Origin of the sequence: Pseudoalteromonas denitrificans DSM 6059, from assembly GCF_900112265.1 — a bacterium.
Classification (GTDB): Bacteria; Pseudomonadota; Gammaproteobacteria; order Enterobacterales; family Alteromonadaceae; genus Pseudoalteromonas; species Pseudoalteromonas denitrificans.
Window position 1 is genome coordinate 16,918 of the sequence record NZ_FOLO01000021.1, and the last position, 21,075, is coordinate 37,992.

At 35.4% G+C, this 21,075-nt stretch carries 22 protein-coding genes; 19 read left to right on the forward strand and 3 right to left on the reverse strand.

Features of this window, described 5'->3' with window-relative positions; genetic code table 11:
* Window positions 1-63 precede the first annotated feature (63 nt).
* From BM088_RS13810 to BM088_RS13840, 7 genes are all read left to right on the forward strand, one after another.
* Window positions 64-1,263: an acetate kinase gene (locus BM088_RS13810; protein ID WP_091984969.1), complete on the forward strand. Its 1,200-nt coding sequence runs from the start codon at window positions 64-66 to the stop codon at window positions 1,261-1,263.
* On the forward strand, window positions 1,263-3,401 hold the full coding sequence (gene pta, locus BM088_RS13815; RefSeq protein ID WP_091984972.1) for a phosphate acetyltransferase: 2,139 nt from the start codon (window positions 1,263-1,265) through the stop codon (window positions 3,399-3,401). The genes BM088_RS13810 and pta overlap by 1 nt, the downstream gene beginning before the upstream one ends.
* Window positions 3,402-3,854: 453 nt before the next feature.
* Window positions 3,855-4,244 (forward strand): ACT domain-containing protein, encoded by a 390-nt coding sequence (locus tag BM088_RS13820; protein WP_091984975.1) that lies wholly within the window; start codon window positions 3,855-3,857, stop codon window positions 4,242-4,244.
* The gene (locus BM088_RS13825) at window positions 4,244-4,750 is read left to right on the forward strand and encodes a PTS glucose transporter subunit IIA (protein ID WP_091984978.1); all 507 of its coding nucleotides are present in this window, start codon (window positions 4,244-4,246) and stop codon (window positions 4,748-4,750) included. The genes BM088_RS13820 and BM088_RS13825 overlap by 1 nt, the downstream gene beginning before the upstream one ends.
* An 83-nt stretch (window positions 4,751-4,833) precedes the next feature.
* Window positions 4,834-5,181, forward strand: coding sequence for an ArsC family reductase (locus tag BM088_RS13830; RefSeq protein WP_425439315.1), 348 nt, complete (start codon window positions 4,834-4,836; stop codon window positions 5,179-5,181).
* Entirely contained in the window at window positions 5,178-6,308 is a 1,131-nt protein-coding gene (dapE, locus tag BM088_RS13835) for a succinyl-diaminopimelate desuccinylase (RefSeq protein WP_091984983.1), read from the forward strand. The genes BM088_RS13830 and dapE overlap by 4 nt, the downstream gene beginning before the upstream one ends.
* Window positions 6,305-6,979, forward strand: a complete 675-nt coding sequence (locus tag BM088_RS13840) for a M15 family metallopeptidase (protein WP_091984986.1) — start codon at window positions 6,305-6,307, stop codon at window positions 6,977-6,979. Before dapE ends, BM088_RS13840 begins: the two co-directional genes overlap by 4 nt.
* 113 nt (window positions 6,980-7,092) lie before the next feature.
* On the opposite strand, the gene BM088_RS13845 is transcribed toward BM088_RS13840, so the two are convergent.
* A complete protein-coding gene (locus BM088_RS13845; RefSeq protein ID WP_091984989.1) occupies window positions 7,093-7,281 on the reverse strand; it encodes a hypothetical protein in 189 nt (62 codons plus the stop codon).
* A gap of 246 nt (window positions 7,282-7,527) precedes the next feature.
* Window positions 7,528-8,079 carry a SecY-interacting protein gene (syd, locus tag BM088_RS13850; RefSeq protein WP_091984992.1) on the reverse strand — a complete coding sequence of 184 codons (552 nt, stop codon included), beginning with the start codon at window positions 8,077-8,079 and terminating at the stop codon, window positions 7,528-7,530.
* A 66-nt stretch (window positions 8,080-8,145) separates the two neighbouring features.
* On the opposite strand from syd, the gene queF reads away from it, so the two are divergent.
* The 3 genes from queF to BM088_RS13865 all read left to right on the forward strand — a co-directional run bounded on the left by queF (window position 8,146) and on the right by BM088_RS13865 (window position 12,708).
* On the forward strand, window positions 8,146-8,994 hold the full coding sequence (gene queF / locus BM088_RS13855) for an NADPH-dependent 7-cyano-7-deazaguanine reductase QueF (protein WP_091984994.1): 849 nt from the start codon (window positions 8,146-8,148) through the stop codon (window positions 8,992-8,994).
* Window positions 8,995-9,284: 290 nt separating this feature from the next.
* Window positions 9,285-10,322, forward strand: a complete 1,038-nt coding sequence (locus tag BM088_RS13860) for an alpha/beta fold hydrolase (RefSeq protein WP_218156522.1) — start codon at window positions 9,285-9,287, stop codon at window positions 10,320-10,322.
* Window positions 10,323-10,575: 253 nt separating this feature from the next.
* Window positions 10,576-12,708: a dipeptidyl-peptidase 3 family protein gene (locus tag BM088_RS13865; protein ID WP_091984997.1), complete on the forward strand. Its 2,133-nt coding sequence runs from the start codon at window positions 10,576-10,578 to the stop codon at window positions 12,706-12,708.
* Between the two features lie 44 nt (window positions 12,709-12,752).
* On the opposite strand, the gene BM088_RS13870 is transcribed toward BM088_RS13865, so the two are convergent.
* Window positions 12,753-13,550 carry a substrate-binding periplasmic protein gene (locus BM088_RS13870; protein ID WP_091985000.1) on the reverse strand — a complete coding sequence of 266 codons (798 nt, stop codon included), beginning with the start codon at window positions 13,548-13,550 and terminating at the stop codon, window positions 12,753-12,755.
* Between the two features lie 241 nt (window positions 13,551-13,791).
* Here BM088_RS13870 and BM088_RS13875 point away from each other — a divergent pair, with 241 nt between their 5' ends.
* The 9 genes from BM088_RS13875 to BM088_RS13915 are packed head-to-tail and all read left to right on the forward strand — an operon-like array spanning window position 13,792 to window position 21,069.
* Complete coding sequence (locus BM088_RS13875; RefSeq protein WP_091985003.1) at window positions 13,792-14,121, forward strand: c-type cytochrome; 330 nt, start codon at window positions 13,792-13,794, stop codon at window positions 14,119-14,121.
* Complete coding sequence (locus tag BM088_RS13880) at window positions 14,118-15,329, forward strand: cytochrome D1 domain-containing protein (RefSeq protein WP_091985006.1); 1,212 nt, start codon at window positions 14,118-14,120, stop codon at window positions 15,327-15,329. Before BM088_RS13875 ends, BM088_RS13880 begins: the two co-directional genes overlap by 4 nt.
* 2 nt (window positions 15,330-15,331) lie before the next feature.
* A complete protein-coding gene (locus tag BM088_RS13885) occupies window positions 15,332-15,820 on the forward strand; it encodes an Lrp/AsnC family transcriptional regulator (RefSeq protein ID WP_091985008.1) in 489 nt (162 codons plus the stop codon).
* Window positions 15,820-16,380, forward strand: a complete 561-nt coding sequence (gene ahbB / locus BM088_RS13890; protein ID WP_218156523.1) for a siroheme decarboxylase subunit beta — start codon at window positions 15,820-15,822, stop codon at window positions 16,378-16,380. The genes BM088_RS13885 and ahbB (BM088_RS13890) overlap by 1 nt, the downstream gene beginning before the upstream one ends.
* Complete coding sequence (locus BM088_RS13895; protein WP_091985011.1) at window positions 16,381-16,824, forward strand: Lrp/AsnC family transcriptional regulator; 444 nt, start codon at window positions 16,381-16,383, stop codon at window positions 16,822-16,824.
* A gap of 10 nt (window positions 16,825-16,834) precedes the next feature.
* Complete coding sequence (gene ahbB / locus BM088_RS13900) at window positions 16,835-17,350, forward strand: siroheme decarboxylase subunit beta (RefSeq protein WP_091985013.1); 516 nt, start codon at window positions 16,835-16,837, stop codon at window positions 17,348-17,350.
* Between the two features lie 34 nt (window positions 17,351-17,384).
* On the forward strand, window positions 17,385-18,587 hold the full coding sequence (gene nirJ, locus BM088_RS13905; protein ID WP_091985016.1) for a heme d1 biosynthesis radical SAM protein NirJ: 1,203 nt from the start codon (window positions 17,385-17,387) through the stop codon (window positions 18,585-18,587).
* 29 nt (window positions 18,588-18,616) lie between these two features.
* Entirely contained in the window at window positions 18,617-19,474 is an 858-nt protein-coding gene (gene cobA / locus BM088_RS13910) for a uroporphyrinogen-III C-methyltransferase (RefSeq protein WP_091985019.1), read from the forward strand.
* Window positions 19,471-21,069 (forward strand): nitrite reductase, encoded by a 1,599-nt coding sequence (locus BM088_RS13915; RefSeq protein ID WP_091985021.1) that lies wholly within the window; start codon window positions 19,471-19,473, stop codon window positions 21,067-21,069. The genes cobA and BM088_RS13915 overlap by 4 nt, the downstream gene beginning before the upstream one ends.
* The last annotated feature ends 6 nt before the right edge of the window (window positions 21,070-21,075 follow it).

The following is a 21,075-nucleotide window of genomic DNA, read 5'->3' on the forward strand; positions in this document are numbered from 1 at the left end:
TAGCGTTAATTTATTGTGTAATTTTATTTTTAAATATTAACCACTCTCAAATCAGGAAAAACCATGTCCCAGCAGTATGTACTTGTATTAAATTGCGGCAGTTCCAGCCTTAAATTTGCCATTATAGACCCACAATCAGGTCATGAAAAATTATCCGGTTTAGCCGAATGTTTGGGTCTTGAAAATGCGAGTTTAAAATATACATTAAATGACATAAAACAAACCTTACCCTTAATACCCAATGCTGAGCACACACAAGCAATTACGATATTAGTACAACTAATAAATGAACACCAATTATCAAGTCAACTTATTGGAGTAGGCCACAGAGTTGTCCATGGAGGTGAACAATTTACCCGTTCGGTTATTATCACAGATGAAGTAATTTCAGCCATTGCTCAAATGTCGACATTAGCACCACTTCATAACCCTGCTAATTTAATTGGTATTCAAACGGCTACAAAAGCGTTCAACTCATTGCCTCAAATTGCAGTGTTTGATACTGCTTTTCATCAAACGATGCCTTCACAAGCTTATTTATATGCACTTCCCTACTCTTTATATAAAAATCATGCTGTTCGCAGATACGGTTTTCATGGTACCAGTCATTATTTTGTTTCTCAGCAAGCGGCCAAAATATTGCAAAAACCCATTAGTAATTTAAATTTTATTAGTGCGCATTTAGGCAATGGCTGCTCCATAACAGCTATCAAATCGGGTAAAAGTGTCGATACCAGTATGGGATTAACACCGCTCGAAGGATTAATGATGGGCACCAGAAGTGGTGATGTAGACCCAGGTTTATTTACCTTTCTAGCTAGTTTAGGGTATACAAACATACAAATAGATGAATTACTAAATAAAAAAAGTGGTCTATTAGGGCTAAGTGAGCTTTCTAACGATTGCCGTATAATTGAAGAAGCCTATGAAAAACAAGATCCTCAAGCTATTTTAGCCCTAGATGTATTTTGTTACCGACTAGCAAAATATATTGCTTCCTATACAGTGCCACTAGGTCAGCTAGATGCCATTATTTTTACAGGTGGGATAGGTGAAAACTCCAGCTTAATTCGTGAAAAAGTAATTAATTTATTAACAATTTTCGGATTATCTATTGATCATGATAAAAACTTACTGGCACGCTTTGGTCAATCAGGCATTATTACCAATAACAAAAAAGGTCCACAAGCCATTGTTATTCCAACAAATGAAGAATGGGTGATAGCACTTGATACTGCAACACTTGTTTTGGAGAATAAATAATGTCTCACCGTATTATGTTGGTTCCTATCTCTACTGGTGTTGGTTTAACATCTATTTCTGTTGGTTTAGTACGTGCTTTAGAGCAACAGGCTGTAAAAGTTAATTTTTTCAAACCGATTGCTCAGCCAAGAAGCTCAGATAAAGGGCCTGAAAAGTCCACTGAAATTGTTAAAAAAGGGTCTTTAATTAAACCCCCTCCTTCAATCGAATTATTTTATGCCGAACAAATGATAAGTACAGGCAAAGGCGATATATTATTAGAAGAAATCGTTTCTCGTTTTGAAAATCATATACATGAAGATGAAGTTGCAATAATTGAAGGTATGGTCACAACCCGAAAACAACCGTATGCAGATAGGGTAAATAGAGACATAGCTCAAGCGTTAGGCGCCGATATTATTTTTGTTATAACTCCAGGCAATGACTCGATAAACCAACTTGAAGAAAAGTTAGAAATTGCTTCAGGCAACTATGGTAATGTAAAACATGAACGTGTATTAGGCTGCATATTTAATAAAGTAAATGCCCCTGTTGATGACGAGGGCAGAGCAAGAGCCGATTTAGCAGAACAATTTGATGCTGAAAAGTTACAAAGTGAGCAAGAAAAAGTTGCTTCTTTGCCTTTATTCAGAAAACACCCTTTTAAATTACTAGGTAGTATTCCATGGAATTTTGACTTAGTTGCCCCCCGAGTTATTGATTTAGTAAACTATTTAAATGCTGACATCATTAATGAAGGCGACTTACAACATAGACGCTTACGTCGGGTCGCATTTTGTGCCAGAACGGTATCAAATATGATCAGTCACTTTACACCCGGTATTTTATTAGTAACACCAGGAGATAGAACTGATATTTTAGTGGCCGCTTGCTTATCTGTTATGAATGGCACTAAATTGGGCGCGATTTTATTGACTGGTGGTTTTACGCCTGAGCCAAGCATCATGAAGTTGTGTAAACAAGCAATGAATACAGGCCTTCCTATCATTTCAACGCAAACAGATACTTGGAAAACGTCTCTGCTGTTACATAATTTTAATATGGAGGTACCAGCAGATGATGAACAACGCATTGAAAAAGTAAAAGAGCATAATGCAGCTCATATTGATTCTGACTGGCTAAAAAGTCTCACACAAGACATAGCTAAAACCCGAAAAATGTCACCCCCCGCTTTTAGGCATCTACTTGCAAATAAAGCGAGTAAATCAAAAAAAGTGATTGTATTACCTGAAGGTGAAGAACCAAGAACAGTGAAAGCGGCATCAGTTTGTGGTGAGCGTAATGTTGCCAAAACCATTTTATTAGGTAACAAGAATGAAATCTTAAGGATTGCAGAACAACAAGGTGTACAACTAAATGAAAATGTCACAATTATCGACCCACTTAATGTACGTGATGATTATATTAAAAGCATGGTTAAGCTGCGGAAAAACAAAGGCCTTACAAGTGTAATTGCTGCAGAGCAATTAAAAGACAATGTTGTTTTAGCAACCATGATGCTCGCTAATAATGAAGTAGATGGCTTAGTATCTGGGGCTGTGAATACCACGGCAAATACCATCAGACCTGCTTTGCAGCTTATAAAAACTGCTGAAAATGCATCTTTAGTATCATCTATCTTTTTCATGTTACTGCCTGAGCAAGTGCTTGTTTATGGTGATTGTGCTATTAACCCCGACCCAACCCCTGAACAATTAGCCGATATTGCGATTCAATCAGCTGACTCAGCAGCCGCTTTTGGCATAGAACCTAGAGTTGCCATGATAAGTTACAGTACGGGTAGTTCAGGCATGGGAGCTGATGTGGAAAAAGTACGATTAGCAACTGAGCTGGCGCAAAGTAAACGACCTGATTTAATTATAGATGGCCCTTTGCAATACGATGCTGCCATTATGGAAAATGTAGCTCGTAAGAAAGCGCCTAATAGCCCAGTAGCAGGTAAAGCGACTGTCTTCATATTTCCAGATTTAAATACGGGTAATACCACCTATAAAGCCGTCCAGCGTAGTGCTGAGCTAATAAGTATTGGTCCTATGCTGCAAGGAATGAGAAAACCGGTGAACGATCTTAGTCGGGGCGCATTAGTAGATGATATTATTTATACCATTGCATTAACTGCAATACAGGCAACACAATAAAATAATATAAAAAGTCTTAATAAAAGTGTTTTTTTTATAGAAATAACATGAAAAAGTATGAGTGTTAAAAATAAACTGAGAGTTTTCTCAGTTTATTTCTTTTTATCTTCGAACAAAATCAATCAATTTTTGTGCCATTATAATTAAAACATACAAAACAACACCTTAAACCTAAATTACCGGGTAATCAACAAACTTATCCACAGAATCTGTGGAAAACAAAAAGGCAAACAATTCAATATGAAGACACTTTAATGAATTTTATAAAACACTTGTTTTAGCAGTTAAACAATGCAAAATAACTTAAGCGAATAAAAGTACAGCTTTAGCTATAAATAAATTCCAAATAAGCTAAACTTAAACTTGCCTAACTCAGACAATAGGCGTAATTTTAACAAACGAGTTTCTCATTATTTATTTTTACCTGTGTCGAAATTTTGAATAAGGAAATATATGTCTAAACAATCCTTAGAATTAATGAAAGAAGCATTTACAATTCATAGTTTTGATCCTTCAACATCGATTCCCGATGAAGTGTACGCCGCCCCCGTTTTTTTTATCGCTAAAACCTATGATGAACTTTCAATAGTGTGTCCTGACAATATAGTATTAGACAGTAACGAATTTGAATCTGGTTGGGCAGCCTTGGAGGTGCTAGGGCCTTTAGGTTTTTCTATGACGGGTATATTATCAAATATATCAGGCGTGCTCGCATTAGAGAAAATCTCTATCTTCGCTATTTCAACTTTTGATACTGATTATATTTTAATCAAACAAGAACATATTAAAAATGCAATTAATAGCCTACAACAAAATGGATATAACGTACTTAATGGTGAATAATGTCAATTCATAAACAAGTAATATTTGCCACTGAGCAACAAGTTAAGAATATCGGTTTTACAGTTTACTCCCCTATTTCAGGAAAAATAACTCCATTAATTAACCACCCTCAAACTATTTTTTCATCAGGTATTTTAGGCTGTGGATTAGCTTTTGAAGTTACAAGTCATAAAATAGTTGCACCCTTTGATGGTATTGTTGAACAGATAAAACTTGGCGGTAGTGAAGTATATTTCAAAGCAAAAAATGGAATTAAACTATTAATTGCATTAGAAATAGACCAAGAATACTTTCCACTTCCAGGGTTAGCAATTAAAAAGCAAGAAGCTCAGCAAATAAAAGCAGGAGAACCAATAATTCATTTTGATTTAAGAAAAATTCCAGTACCTATTTATGGCTGTGTAACAATATTAAACCACCAAAAATTAGGGGCTATATATTACTCTCAAAGTAATATAACAGCAGGAAGTGATGTTCTTTTTAAGATCACATCAAAAAAACGTTAAATTTAATTGTTATCTCTCTTGTAATAACGCTGTTTTACCCAAATATTAATAAAAAATAAATTTTAATTAGGGATCTCATGTCTATAACAACCATGTATGGCATCAAAAACTGTGACACAATAAAAAAAGCTAAAAAATGGTTAGAAGCCAATGATATTGCATTTGAATTTCATGATTATCGCGCCCAAGGTTTAACAAGCCAAATGTTAGTAGAGTTTGAATCTAAATTAGGCTGGGAGCTATTGCTCAATAGACGTGGCACTACTTTTCGCCAATTAACACAAGAACAAAAAGACGGTTTGAATAAAGACTCAGCGCTTGCATTATTACTAGAATTTCCTGCGATGATAAAACGTCCCTTATTAATTCACAATGATGAATATCACTTAGCATTTAAAGATGCACAATATACAGAGATCTTTAATAAATGACTTCTCCTGTCATCAATTTAGCCCAAGCTCTTATCCAAAAACCCTCAATAACACCATTAGATGAAGGCTGCCAAACGTTAATGGCTGAACATCTAACTAAAATAGGTTTTAACATTGAAAACCTATTTTTTGTTGATACTCAGAACATGTGGGCCCGAAAAGGGTCTCAAGCCCCCTTATTTTGTTTTGCAGGTCACACAGATGTTGTACCTACAGGCCCCCAGAGTGAATGGAAAATACCGCCTTTTAATGGTGAAATAAAAGACGGTTTTCTACATGGTCGAGGTGCAGCCGATATGAAAGGCTCTCTTGCAGCTATGGTCATTGCAACTGAACGTTTTGTGACTAAGCACCCAAACCATAAAGGTTCAATCGCATTTTTAATCACATCTGACGAGGAAGGCCCATTTATTAATGGTACAACCCGTGTGATAGATGTACTAGAGAGCCGTAACGAAAAAATGGATATGTGTTTAGTTGGTGAACCTTCATCAACAACAACTTTAGGCGATGTAGTTAAAAATGGTCGCAGAGGGTCTTTAACGGGCTTTTTGACGATTAAAGGAGTTCAAGGTCATGTTGCATACCCTAACCTCGCCTTAAACCCAATTCATTTAGCGGCACCTATTATTGAAGAGCTCACCCAAACCCACTGGGATTCTGGCAATGAGTTTTTTCCTGCAACCAGCTTTCAGATATCAAATATCAATGGTGGTACAGGTGCAGGTAATGTGATCCCAGGCTCTGTGGAAATCCAATTTAACTTCAGGTTTAGTACCCAAGTTACCATGGAAATTCTACAGCAAAAAGTAAATGATATTATATTACAACATGATGTTAAATATGAACTAAACTGGATAAAGAATGGATTACCGTTTTTAACTGACAGTGGTCCTTTGGTAGATGCAACTGTAAAAGCAATCAAAAAAATACAAGGTTTAGATACCTCATTAGAAACATCAGGGGGTACTTCAGATGGTCGTTTTATTGCACAAACTGGCGCACAAGTAATAGAATTAGGCCCCTGTAATGCAACTATTCACAAAATAGATGAATGTGTTAAAACAGATGATCTTGAAATATTAACCGATATTTATGAACAAATTTTAATAGAGACTTTAACATGATGTTTTCTCCTGAAATCCTCACCGGGCAAACTGAAAAAAACTTAGTTGAATTTCATGGTCATTTAGTTCACTGGGGCATTGTGGGTGACTTACAAGCGTTAAGTATCGCAGCCAAACAAGCAGGGTTTGAATTAGGCATTGCTTCAAGTTTTAGAAGTTTTGATAGGCAATCTCTTATTTGGAAAAAAAAATATAACTGTGAGCTCCCTGTTTTTGATATTAATGACAATAAACTCGATTTGGCAAATCTAACTGATTTAGAAAGATGTCAGGCCATTATGCTTTTTTCAGCCCTACCCGGCGCTAGTCGGCATCACTGGGGTACTGATTTTGACTATTATGATAAATCAAAGGTATCTGATAGGTATCAAATACGATTACAAAAAGCAGAATATCAAAGCGGTGGCCGATTTTGTGAACTAAATGAATGGCTTGATGAAAACATGGAGAAATTTGGCTTTTATAAACCTTATGACAAGTATCGAGGCGGTATTGCCAGTGAACCTTGGCATCTCAGTCATAAGTCAACAAGTGAAATTATGCTAAGAAGGTTTTCTTTAAAATTATTAACTAAAGTACTTAAAAAACACGAGATTGAAGGAAAAGAAGCTGTATTAAATAATCTGCCAGCGCTATATCAACAATTTATTACGAATATCAACAAAGACTAAGCAAGCTCAATTCTCAATCACAGATATAAACTCATAAATGACCATCAACAAAAAATACCGCCTTCTTTAGACGGTATTTTTTATTTAAATATATTGCCTAAACGACTTAAACATTATTTACAAGTTTGATTAGCACCATGTGTCCACCAACACTCATCAACACAAGAAGCTTGTTGAGTTGGACACCACTCTGTCTCTGGAATAGCGCGCCCACCAGCAACCTGAGGGGTCATATCTGAAGGTAGAATAGTCGTATCTTTAGATAAATTTTTAATTTTCTTTTTATTTAATTTAAGTTTCATTTTCTGTTCCTTTTTTAATGAAATCAAATACTGACATACACAAAAGATTTAAACTACCTAAAACAGAACCAACAATGTAACAAAATGTACCTATATTCATCTTTTTATTTGAAGAAAAGAGGCAATAACCATGCTATTACACTATGTTTTTTTTAACAGAAAATCTTTATATTAAACCATCTACTGTTCAATAATATCTCACTGAAAATTAGCAACTTCAGGTTTGATTACTGTTTACAGTATCATTTATGCATTAAAACCTGCTTCAACTTGCTCTAAAAAAGCCTCAATGCTATTCGCTATTTTTTCATGTGGTTTTTTACCCACATATTCTAACCATACAAAACCAGTCGTATTTTCTATCGTGATTAATAAATCATCTTGTTCTGTTAATGCAATAAATACAGTTTCATCTTGTTTTAATTTTTGTTTCATTAAAATATGGCCAGTAATATTTTGCTGTAACTGATCATAATCAGTATCACTCCAGGCTTGTAATAAAACAAGTTTCCCCCAAGGTGATGTCACCGTAATATTATCAGCATAAAAACTGCCATAATATTCAGAGATAGCTGAACCAAATGGTAAATCAAGTGCTGTGGCTAAATTTTCCATTGTTCTTTGCGGTTTTTGTTCAACGGCTTGCCATTGAACTTTACCATCCACTAAAGTATCAGTAAGTTCGCATGGACTTGGCCACTGTGTATCATGTACGACTAAAGGCCCTTTATTTGTGTGTTGTTTTGCTTGGGTTTGATATTGCTCAAATAAATTTTGTAATTTTTTATAGATTGACATACTGCATGATCACTTGGCTTTCGTTACAATGGCAGCAATTGTAACCTTAAAAGCCAGATATATAAAATGACAGCTTATGACAACTCCGAAGAACTAAAAGGCACGCTTTTAGGCCAACAAACAGAATATAAAGATCAATATGCACCTGAATTACTTTTTCCCATCGCACGTAAGTTAAACCGTGATGAGTTAAATGTGATTGATTCTGACTTACCTTTTAAAGGTCAAGACTTATGGACTGGATACGAGCTTTCGTGGCTTAACACGAAAGGCAAACCACAAGTCGCCGTAGCCGAATTTATTTTTCCATGTCAAAGTAGCCATCTTGTTGAGTCAAAATCATTTAAATTATATTTAAATAGCTTTAATCAAACACGATTTAATGACCTCAATACAGTACAAAAACATTTGATTGATGATTTATCAAAAACTGTCAATAACCAAGTTGAAGTAAAACTTTATACAGCAAGTGATTTTTCAGCTATAAAAACCACCCCACTACCTGGAATATGTATAGATGATTTAGACATTGAAATTGACCAATATCAATTAAATAGCACGCTATTAAAATTAGAAGATGATCATAGCCAAGTAACAGAAACCTTACATAGCCACTTATTAAAATCCAATTGTTTGATCACATCACAGCCAGATTGGGCCAGCATAGTAATACGTTATACAGGTATGAAAATATGCCATGAAAGCCTATTACGCTACTTGATTTCATTTAGAAGCCACAATGAATTTCATGAACAATGTGTTGAACGTATATATTGTGATATTCAAAATAAGTTAGGTATAAAAGAGCTTGAAGTTTATGCTCGATATACGCGACGTGGTGGTTTAGATATCAATCCTTACCGCTCTTCTATGCAAAATAAAATTCCATTTGTTATAAAAACAAATCGACAGTAACCAAAGTGATAAATTAAAACCGCTATCTAATAACTGAGGTTTTAGTATTTTTTGATCAGTTTTTACACCCACACTTTCTAAAGTTAATAATAAATTTATTATTAACTTCTAATTCACGTAATTTAAAAACCAACATTATCAACAAAACATTGACAATAATTCAATATCACCCTTATTTATCATTAATAGATAAAGTTTCATAATCCATTCCATCAACCAGATACAGTTAATAGCTTTAAGTAAAACTAAACACTTAAGGCAAATTTAAATTCAGAATAAAAGAGGAAATTATGAGAAATTTAACAAAACTAAGCTTAAGCGCTTTAATGATGTCACAAGTTGCTTTTGGATCTTTTGCTCAGGCAACACATATGCCAGCACCTATAGAAGCCGCTGTTCAAACAAGCTATAAAACAATGAAAATTGAAGGGTTAGATATATTTTATCGCGAAGCAGGATCACCGAAAAATCCAACTCTTTTATTATTACATGGGTTTCCAACATCTTCGCATATGTTCAGAAATTTAATCCCGCAACTATCAGAAAAATATCATGTTATTGCTCCTGACTACCCAGGTTACGGTAACTCATCTATGCCAAGTGTTGATAAATTTGATTATACCTTTGACCATATGGCAAGTATCGTTGAAACCTTACTTAAGAAGAAATCGATTTCAAAATATAGTGTATATGTTATGGATTATGGCGCACCTATAGGTTTTCGAATTGCCAGTGCAAACCCTGAACAAATTGAATCTTTAATCATACAAAATGGTAATGCTTATGAAGAAGGTCTTGATAATAACTTTTGGCAACCGATTAAAGCATACTGGAAAGATAGAAAAGCAGTCAATAAAGGGTTAGATAACCCATGGTGGAAAAACGTTAAAGCGGCTTATAAACAGCCAAATATGACAAATGATGATGCACTGCGCTTTTTATTAACTAAAGGTGCTACAACTTGGCAATATACTAACGGTGTACGTGATGTATCAAAAATTAGTTTAGATGCCATTAATGAAGATCAAAGATTATTAGACAGAGAAGGCAATCAAGAAATTCAATTACAAATGTTTTACGATTATGGTAGCAATCCAGCACTATATCCAAAATGGCAAGCATATTTTCGTGAACATCAGCCAGCCACTTTAATTGTATGGGGTGATAAAGATGAAATATTCCCATCAGCAGGTGCTTTTCCATACAAAAAAGATTTGAAAAATTTAGAATTTCATCTTTTAGATACTGGCCATTTTGCACTTGAAGAAGATGGCAATCAAATTGCACAATACATAGAAACATTTCTAGATAAAAACGTTTCAAGATAATATCACTCCCCCATGAAAAGCACAGTACATAACCTACTGTGCTTTCCTATTACAGCTCAAAAAGTTTTCATTTTACCTATTCAAGCCATTACTCCAATCAACTTAGTTACAAATTATTCCAATTTAAAATCATGACTTATCTCAAGTCCATCTTAAAAAAGATTCAACTGAACTTAAAAGTTACCTTTACAGTGTTTTATCTGTTAGGATTTTGCGGTTAAAAATAAAATACACACATCTGGGAACAATAATAATGAAATTTTCAAAAATTGCAGCCGCATTAAGTTTTGCGCTGGCACTAGGTGCTTGCTCTGAACAAGAAACAACAAAAAATAGCGCTACAGAACAAGCAAAATCAGCTCATGAACATGGCCATTCACATGCAACGTCAGCTGACAAACCAAAAGATTCGGCTTCAAAATCGGAAGAATTTCAGTGGATAGCAGAGCGTTTTGCTGATATCCGTGTATTACGTTATCAAGTACCAGGCTTTGAAGAACTACCATTAGAAACCAAAGAGTTATTGTTTTATTTATATAAGGCCGCGTTATCTGGTCGTGATATAACCTGGGATCAAAATTACAAATATAACCTCACAATTCGTCATACTCTTGAAGCAATCAATGCTGATTATTCAGGCGATAGAAATACTGAGGAATTTAAAAAGTTTATTACTTATAGTAAACAAGTTTGGTTTGCAAACGGTATTCACCACCATTACATGGCAGGAAAAATCATGCCAGAGTTTAGCTTTGAAAGCCTAACAGAATACGTTAATAATGTTGCGACTAGCCAAAAGCTTCCCGTAACTGAACAACAAAACCCAGCGCAACTTCTTGCATTATTAAAACCTGTGATGTTTGATGCAAACATTGCCCCAAAAATGGTTGATCAATCAGCAGGTATAGATAATGTAAAAGCATCATCAGTAAACTTTTATGAAAATGTAACTGAAGAAGAAGTCATTGCATACTATAAAAACAAAAAAAATGTTGATGATAAACGCCCTGTTTCATGGGGACTTAACTCTAAATTAGTTAAAAAAGATGGCAAACTTATTGAACAAACATGGAAGGTAGGCGGCATGTACGATAAAGCCATTAGCCAAATTGTTCACTGGTTAGATAAAGCTGCAAGTGTTGCTGAAAACAAGCAACAAGCAAAAGCCCTTACATTATTAGCAAAATATTATCGCTCTGGCGATTTAAAAGATTTTGATGAATATAGTATTGCTTGGGTAAAAGACATTAATTCAGATGTAGATGTTGTAAATGGTTTTATAGAAGTATATGACGATCCTCTAGCATATCGTGGTTCTTTCGAATCTGTTGTATCAGTAAAAGATCATGAAGCAACCAAAGTCATTGCAGCTATTGCTTCACAAGCTCAATGGTTTGAAGATAATTCTCCATTAATCGAAGCACATAAAAAGAAAGAAGTTAAAGGCATTACAGGCAAAGCAATAACGGTTGTAATTGAATCAGGTGACGCATCCCCCTCGACTCCAATCGGTATAAATTTACCAAATGCAAACTGGATCCGTGCAGAACATGGCTCTAAATCAGTGAGTTTATCTAATATTGTCAATGCCTATGACAATGTTAAAGGTGGCTCATTAGTTGAGTTTGCCTGGGACGAGAATGAAATAAAACGTGCCAAAGAATTTGGTCCGCTAGGTTCTCATTTGCACACTGATTTACATGAAGTAATCGGTCATGCATCAGGTCAAATAAATAAGGGTGTTGGCACGCCAAAAGAAACGCTAAAACAATATTCTTCAGCACTTGAAGAAGGTCGCGCCGATTTAGTCGCCTTATATTACTTAATGGATAATAAATTAGTTGATATGGGTATAATGCCAAGCTTAGAAGTAGGTAAAGCCACATACGATCAATATATTCGAAATGGCATGATGCAACAACTTAATCGTCTTAAACTTGGTGAAAGCATTGAAGAAGCACATATGCGTAACCGCCAACTTATAGCAAGTTGGGCATTTGAAAAAGGCGCTAAAGATAATGTCATCGAAAAGCGAATTCGTGATGGTAAAACATATTTTGTAGTCAATGATTATAAAAAGCTACAAACGCTATTTGGCCAACTTCTACGTGAATTACAACGTATAAAATCTGAAGGTGACTTTGATGCTGGCCAAGCTTTAATTGAAAATTATGCTGTTAAAGTTGACCCAGTTATACATCAGGAAGTTTTAGCCCGTTATGAAAAATTGAACTTAGCACCTTATTCGGGTTTTATTAACCCTAAATTAGATGCTGTTTATAAAGAGGGTAAAATAATCGATGTAACAATTAGCTACCCAACTGAATTTACAAAACAAATGCTTGAATACGGAACAGATTATGGTTTATTACCAACAATAAACTAGGTTTAAGGTTTTATAAAATAAAGGCGTATAATTTAAATACGCCTTTATTTTATAAAGGTTTCGCCAAACCATTTTTCATGTATTTTTGCTAACCTGCCGTTCTCAATTAGTTTTTGCTTTCCTACATCAAATGCTGTCAAAAACTCTTTTGCTCTTGGGTTCGTTTTTAATGTTGCTAAATACTCTTTTGAGCCACCAAAAGGTGGTAGTTTTTTATATTTTGACGCCCAACCATGGTGTTTTAAAATATAATCCCAATTACGTTCATATCCTAAAAAACCAGCAATACGCTGTTTATCTAGCATGCCAAAACCTTGTAAAACATCTCCCACAATATATTTATTAATATAATCTGCTTCTTTCCATTTTTTGCCATAATAAAAGCCCCGCTTCACAGCAATTGTAAACCCCGCTAAAGACTGTAGATCAGTCCATTTTATCTGGCTATCTTTACTGACATAAATCAAAAATTTTGTTTCATTTACATATTCATTTGAAAAAGAAAATATTTTTGATCTTTCCGCATCTATTGCTGTTGGAAATACAGCATCAGCTTTACCTATTTCTACATCACTGAGCGCTCTTGACCAAGGTATGACCCTTAATTTTATGGTGTAGCCCATGATATGTAAGCTTTCTCGCAAAACATCCCAGCTATAACCTGAAAAGTTTGTTAAATTTTCCCCTGGTGCTATGGTTTTTTCTATAACATCAAGACCTTCTAAAAAACAAAAAGGCGCATAATCATCAAGCGTTGTCACTGAAATTATTTTTTCTAAACCATAAGCTGTCGAGGTGTAAATGCTTAAAGCTAAAAAAATAATATTCAATTTTTGTAGCATAACGATCCTATAAATTGATTTAAACCAAATAAAAACTTAGTCTTGGTTTATGAATATATTCAGTATAGTTAATTTAAACTCCTTGCCTTCATGAAATTTTCCTTCGGTCAATTGATCAAAATCAAAGTGGCTCGATTCAACCTAAAACATATGTAAAAAGCATGATCCGAAACAAATTATTTTTGTTTTTGTACTGCTAAATTTACGCTTAGATAATGTAATAATGAGGGCATACCCCATCATGAAATTAACCTTCATCGGCATATTTTGTTGTGTATTCATAGTTTCAAACAGTGTATTAGCGAATCAAAATAATGTTTCTAAACAAAGACAAAAAGAGCTATTTCACATAGTAAAACAAGATTGTGGTTCATGTCATGGTATGACTTTAAAAGGCGGTTTAGGCACTGCTATTTTACCCGAAGATTTAAAAAATAAACCTATCGACTTTCTCACTTTCACCATCATAAATGGTCGCCCAGGTACTGCAATGCCTCCCTGGAAAGAAATACTCACGCCCATAGAAGCAAAGTGGATTGCGCAAGAGTTAAAAAAAGGAACATTTAAATGAAATATCAAATACAACTGATATGTATCTGCATATTAACTTTATCTCTGAACGCCTGTATGAATACAACACCTGATAACCTCAGAGCAACAGGTGATATGGGTGTCGTAATTGAGCGTGCAACAGGACAAGTACAAATTGTAAACCATACATCTAAAACCACATTAGCACATATAGATGGTTTGGGTGATTTATCTCATGCCTCCATTGTTTATTCACGCGATCAAAGATTTGCTTACGTATTTGGCAGAGATGGGGGTTTAACAAAAATTGATATTTTAAAAGATCAAATCGATAAACGCATTATTCAATCTGGCAACAGTATTGGCGGTGCAATCAGCCAAGATGGAAAGCTCGTTGCAGTCTCAAACTATACACCGGGCGGCGTTAAAGTATTTGATGCTGATACTTTAGAATTAATTGCAGATATTAGTGCAACTAAACTTTTAGGCCATGCTAAAAATAAAGATGGTACAACTAAACGCTCTAAAGTGGTTGGTTTAGTGGATGCCCCCGGACAAAAATTTGTATTTAGTTTATTCGACAGCGATGAGATTTGGGTAGCTGACTTTTCAAAACCTCAGTATCACATCACAAAATACACAGATATTGGTCGTGCACCGTATGATGCATTAATAAGCCCTGATGGAAGATACTACATTGCAGGGTTATTTGGTGAAGATGGCATGGCATTAATTGATTTATGGCATCCAGAAAATGGCGTAAAACATATTTTAAAAAATTATGGTAAAGGAGATAAAAAACTACCTGTTTATAAAATGCCTCACTTAGAAGGTTGGGCGATGGCAGGTGAATTCGCTTTTGTACCTGCAGTTGGCCAACATAAAGTATTGGTGATCAATACAAGAACTTGGCAACAAGCAGGCGAAATCAAAGTACATGGTCAACCGGTTTTTGTAATGGCACAGCCCGATAATCGCTACGTTTGGGTTAACTTTGCTTTTCCTCGCAACGATACAATTCAAATTATTGATACTCAAAGTAACTCATTAATTAAGACACTAAAACCCGGAAAAGGTGTATTACATATGGAATTTACACCCAGAGGTGAACATGTTTGGATGTCAGTGCGAGATGAAAACATCATTCAAATTTACGATACCAAACAACAACAACTGTTAAAACAAATTCCAGCAACTCACCCAAGTGGTATTTTTTTTACTAACCGCGCACATCAAATCGGATTATAACTATGGATATTTCATCAGTAATCGCATCTAAATTAACACAACAATTAATCAATGCGTATCAACGTGGCTTTCCATTGTGCTCTCGCCCATTTTTGCAATTAGCAAATGAATTTAATACAACAGAGCAAACCGTTATTGACTGTTTAAATCAATTAAAACAAACGGGAATTCTCTCTCGTTTAGGTCCTGTTTTTGATCATAAGCGCGCAGGCTCAAGCACACTTGCAGCTATAAGTGTTAAAGAAAATAAAATAGATGAGATTGCCAACCTTGTTAATGAATTTGAGCAAGTTAATCATAATTATGCCCGTGAACATAAATACAACTTATGGTTTGTTGTTACGGGGGCAAATCGCATCGCTGTATATCAAACGATTAAAGAAATAGAGCAAGCCACACAGCATGAGGTTTTAGTACTCCCAATGGAAAAATCATATTATATTGATTTGTCGTTTGATGTTAGTTTTAACCAACACCAAAAGGCAAGCTAATGACATTTCCCCTAAATAAAAGCCACATAAAAAACAGCATAAATAAATTGCAACAAGAAATGCTTTTTGCTGAGATAGAACAAGGTTTACCTTTAGTTTCAGAGCCTTATTTTGCAATTGCACAACAAATTTCAACACCAAGTGATCCAGTGACAGAACAACAGGTCATTAATACGATAGATGCCTGGCAGCAACAAGGTTTAATTCGCCGATTTGGTTTAGTTGTACGCCACCGTAAACTTGGTTATAACGCCAATGCCATGGTTGTTTGGAATATAGATTCTGCCAAAGTTGATTTAATAGCACAGCAGCTATCCCAAGAGCCAATTGTAACTTTATGCTACCGTCGTCCTCGCGTATTACCACACTGGCCTTACAACTTATTTTGCATGATCCATGGGAAAAATCGTGAACAAGTGTTAGCGCAACTAGAAGATATTTGTAAAAAATATGATTTATCTCATATAGATAAAAATGTTCTTTTTTCAACAATTGCCTATAAACAGCAAGGCGCTCGTTATGCAGTAACTTCCAGTCACAACAATGAACAGGAAAATTAAATGGATAACTTAGATAAACAACTTATCAATTTATTACAAAAAGGCTTGCCAGTGTGTGAAAAGCCATTTTTAGCCATTGCGATTGCGCTTAAAACAACAGAAGAAATTGTGCTAAATAAATTACAAGATATGCTTGATAGCGGTTTATTAACGCGTTTTGGTCCTATGTTTGATGCTGCATGTTTAGGAGGTGCATTTACCTTAGCTGCAATGCAAGTACCTCAAGCACAATTTGATGATATAGCAAAAATCGTAAATTCCTTTGAGCAAGTAGCACATAATTATGAACGTGAAAATCAACTCAATATGTGGTTTGTAATTGGAACAGAAACCCAAAATGAAATATTAGAGGTGATTGAACAAATAGAAAAAAAGACTGGTATAAGCGTAGTCAACATGCCCAAAGAACATGAGTTTTTTGTAGGTCTGTATTTACCTGTATAAAGGAGTTTTTATGACAACTGATACACAACAACTCAATGAACTTGAAAGAGCTTATATCGTTTTAACACAAAAAGGTTTACCGATTTGCAGCCAACCATATCATTGGTTAGCCGAACAACTCAAAATCACAGTTGATCAAACATTAGACATTACATCTGACTTAATCTCACGCGGTATTATTCGCCGTATTGCGGCCGTACCTAACCATTATAAATTAGGTTATATCTTAAATGGCATGACAACCTGGGATATTAAAGACGATAAAGCAATTGAGTATGGTAAAAAAATAGGTGAATTACCTTTTGTGAGTCACTGTTATTTACGGCCTAGACACCTCCCAAACTGGCATTACAATCTCTTTGCCATGATCCACGGAAGAAATACGCAAGAAGTGCAACATTATCAAGATCAGATCAAAGAATTACTTAAAGATGTACTGCAAACTCATCAAGGTAAATCACAAGATGTATTAACCAGTACACGTATTTTAAAAAAAACAGGGCTCAGGCTTAAAGTAAGAAATTAATTGATAACCAAACATAGGTTCACAGGGGCAACACATGTTTAGAATATCTCATTTATTAAAAACAATGACATTGGATACACCAGTCAAACCCGCACGGAAAATGTTAGGACCTGTGGTGATATGGAACTTGATCCGCCGTTGTAATTTAAGCTGCAAACATTGTTATGCAACTTCATTAGACATTGATTTTTCGGGGGAATTATCAACTCAAGAAATTAAAGATACCATGGATGATTTAAAGCTAGCCCATGTGCCAGTGCTTATTTTATCTGGCGGTGAACCTCTAATGAGACCCGATATATTTGAATTGACGGCTTATGCTAAGTCACTTGGTTTTTATCTGGCTTTATCGACCAACGGTACCTTGATCAATGAAAATAATATCGCTCAAATAAAAGCGGCACAATATCAATATGTCGGTATTTCTATTGATGGTTTAGAAGCCTATCACGATGAATTTCGTCGTCAAAAAGGCAGCTTTAAAGCTTCATTACACGCCATAGAATTGTGTAAAAAAGTAGGTATTAAGGTCGGGTTACGCTTATGTTTAACTCGAGATAATAAAGATGATTTAGAAGCAATGTTAGACCTAATGGAAACATGTCAGGTTGATAAGTTTTATATGTCTCATCTTAACTACTCTGGCCGTGGTAAACGAAATGCCGACCGTGATGCCATGTTTGAAATGACCAAAAAAAGCATGGAACAATTATTTGAGCGTGCCTGGCAACATATTTTAGATGGCAGAGAATCTGACTTTGTTACAGGTAATAATGATGCCGATGGCCCATTTTTACTACAGTGGGCACATAAAAAATTCGCAAACGATCCTATTTATGCTCCCAGATTAAACAACTTGAAGCAGCATCTAATCAATTGGGGCGGTAATGCATCAGGCGTCAATGTTGCCAATATAGATAATACAGGCACGATTCATCCAGATACTTATTGGTGGAACCACCCCTTAGGTAATGTTAGAAAAGAAAAATTCTCAGATGTATGGGCTAATACGCAAGACCCATTAATGCTAGGTTTTAGACAATCTCCTCGCCCGGTAAAAGGTCGGTGCGCACACTGTCAATATTTGAATATTTGTGGCGGTAATACACGCACCAGAGCATTTGCTCAAACCGGAGATCCTTGGGCTGAAGATCCAGGTTGTTATTTAACAAATCACGAAATTGGCATTGCCGCCAATAAAAAAACAATCCGTCAGATTGAAGTTACACAATTATAAATCACACCGTCGTGAGTAAGAGAGTCATAATGAGCAATTTACTAAAAAAAATAGCAACAAAAGGGCAGTTACAAGCAGGTGAAGTCGCTTTAGTTGGCTCAGGCCCTGGTGATCCAGAATTATTAACCATTAAAGTTTTACGTTTTATAGAGCAAGCCGAAGTCGCAATTTACGACAGATTAGTCAGTGATGACATCATGGCGCTTTTACCAGATAATTGTGAGAAAATTTATGTCGGTAAAGAGCAAGCTAAACATTGTGTCCCCCAAAAAAAAATAAATGAAATACTGGCAGAGCAAGCACTTAAAGGAAAACGTGTATTAAGGTTAAAAGGCGGCGATCCCTTTGTTTTTGGCCGCGGAGGTGAAGAAGCAGAATATTTACTCGCCAAAGGCATTAGTTGTCATGTTGCCAATGGCATCACAGCAGCATCGGCTTGCACAACTTATGCAGGTATTCCATTAACACACCGAGGCGTAGCACAAGGCTGTAGTTTTATTACCGGTCATTTACAAAATGATGGACAACTTAATTTACCTTGGCAAAGCTTAAGTAATGATTGCCAAACCGTTATATTTTATATGGGTATAAATAGCCTGCCTATTATTAGTCAAAAACTGATAGAGCATGGTAGAGATAAAAACACCCCTGCGGCCTTGATCAGAAATGGCACCAGAGAAAACCAAGAGGTATACCGAGGCACATTAGCAAACTTACCTCAGCTTGTTATAAAGCATAATATTACACCACCCGCACTGATTGTATTAGGTAAAGTAGTTGATCAATTCAATACACAAAATATTGGTCAGTCAGGTTATTTAAAGTCTTTGGTTACTAAAAAAACAGGCGAAGTAAATAACCTTGTAGCAAATGAGGTGACTGAATGAAAAAATCAAAGTTATACCGATTTTTAACCAGTTCGTTTTTATTGTTACCTTTATCACTCATAGCCAATGACACAATAAATACGCAAGGTTTATATGAGAAAAACTGTCAAAGTTGTCATGGTATAAATCGATTAGGCGGTATGGGACCTGCGTTATTTCCCGAAAATTTATCTCGATTACGTAAAACGAAGGCATCTGAGGTGATAAATAATGGCAGGGTAGCAACTCAAATGCCAGGATTTAGCAAAACCCTATCTCAGCCTGAAATATCTGCTTTAGTTGAGTATATTTATACACCGGCTAACACTTTACCTAAGTGGCGCTTAGCTGATATTAAAGCCAGCCAAATTAAACATTTTGACCAAAATAAGCTACCAAATACGCCACAATTTGAAGCTGATTTGATGAATTTATTCATAGTGGTAGAACTTGGCGATCACTCAGCAACCTTATTAAACGGGGATACTTTTGAGCCAATCACCCGCTTTAAAACCCGCTTTGCTTTACACGGTGGGCCTAAATACTCTCCTGATGGGCGATTTGTTTATTTTGCATCAAGAGATGGTTGGATCAGCAAATACGACATTTATAATATGAAAACAGTGTCTGAAATTCGTGCAGGGATCAATACACGAAACATGGCAATATCAAGTGATGGAAAATATGCCATTGTAGGAAATTATTTACCTCATAGTTTAGTGATATTAGATACAAAAGATTTAAGTCCTATTAAAGTCATAGATGTTAAAGATAAAAATGGTATCAGCTCACGTGTAAGCGCCGTTTATAACGCACCACCACGCACCAGTTTTATTGTGGCTTTAAAAGATGTAAAAGAAGTATGGGAAATTCCTTATAGTAGCGAAGATGGTGTAACCGTTTACAAAGCTTCAGCACATGCTTCCTTTGAAAATACTCAGCAAAAAAACGGCGGTAAAGTTGCCGTTGAAAACTGGGAGTCGACAAGTCAATTTCCGATAAAGCGCATCACCACAGAAGACTATCTAGATGACTTCTTTTTTGATCCCGATTATATTCATTTGATTGGCACATCACGTGAAAAACACTATGGTCAGGTTATTAATTTAGATCGTAGTAAAAAAATTGCTACCATAAAAATGCAAGGCATGCCGCATTTAGGTTCAGGTATTACTTGGGATTATAAAGGCAAACAAGTTTTTGCCTCACCTAATATTAAAGATGGCTTAGTTTCTGTGATTGATATGGAAAATTGGCAAGTTATTAAAGAAATAAAAACCCAAGGGCCTGGTTTTTTCATGCGTAGCCATAATAAGTCTCCTTATGCTTGGGTCGATGTTTTTTTTGGACCAAACAAAGAAAAGGTGCATATCATTGATAAAAATACGCTCAAAATTGTAAAAACCATCGCTCCTGTACCAGGAAAAACCGCAGCCCATGTTGAGTTTACCAAAAATGGTAAATATGTATTATTAAGTATTTGGGATAACGATGGCGCTGTAATCGTGTATGATGCCAATACATTAAAAGAAATTAAACGCTTACCCATGAAAAAACCATCCGGTAAGTATAATGTATATAACAAAACACATTACGAACGTGGTACCAGCCACTAAAAGAAA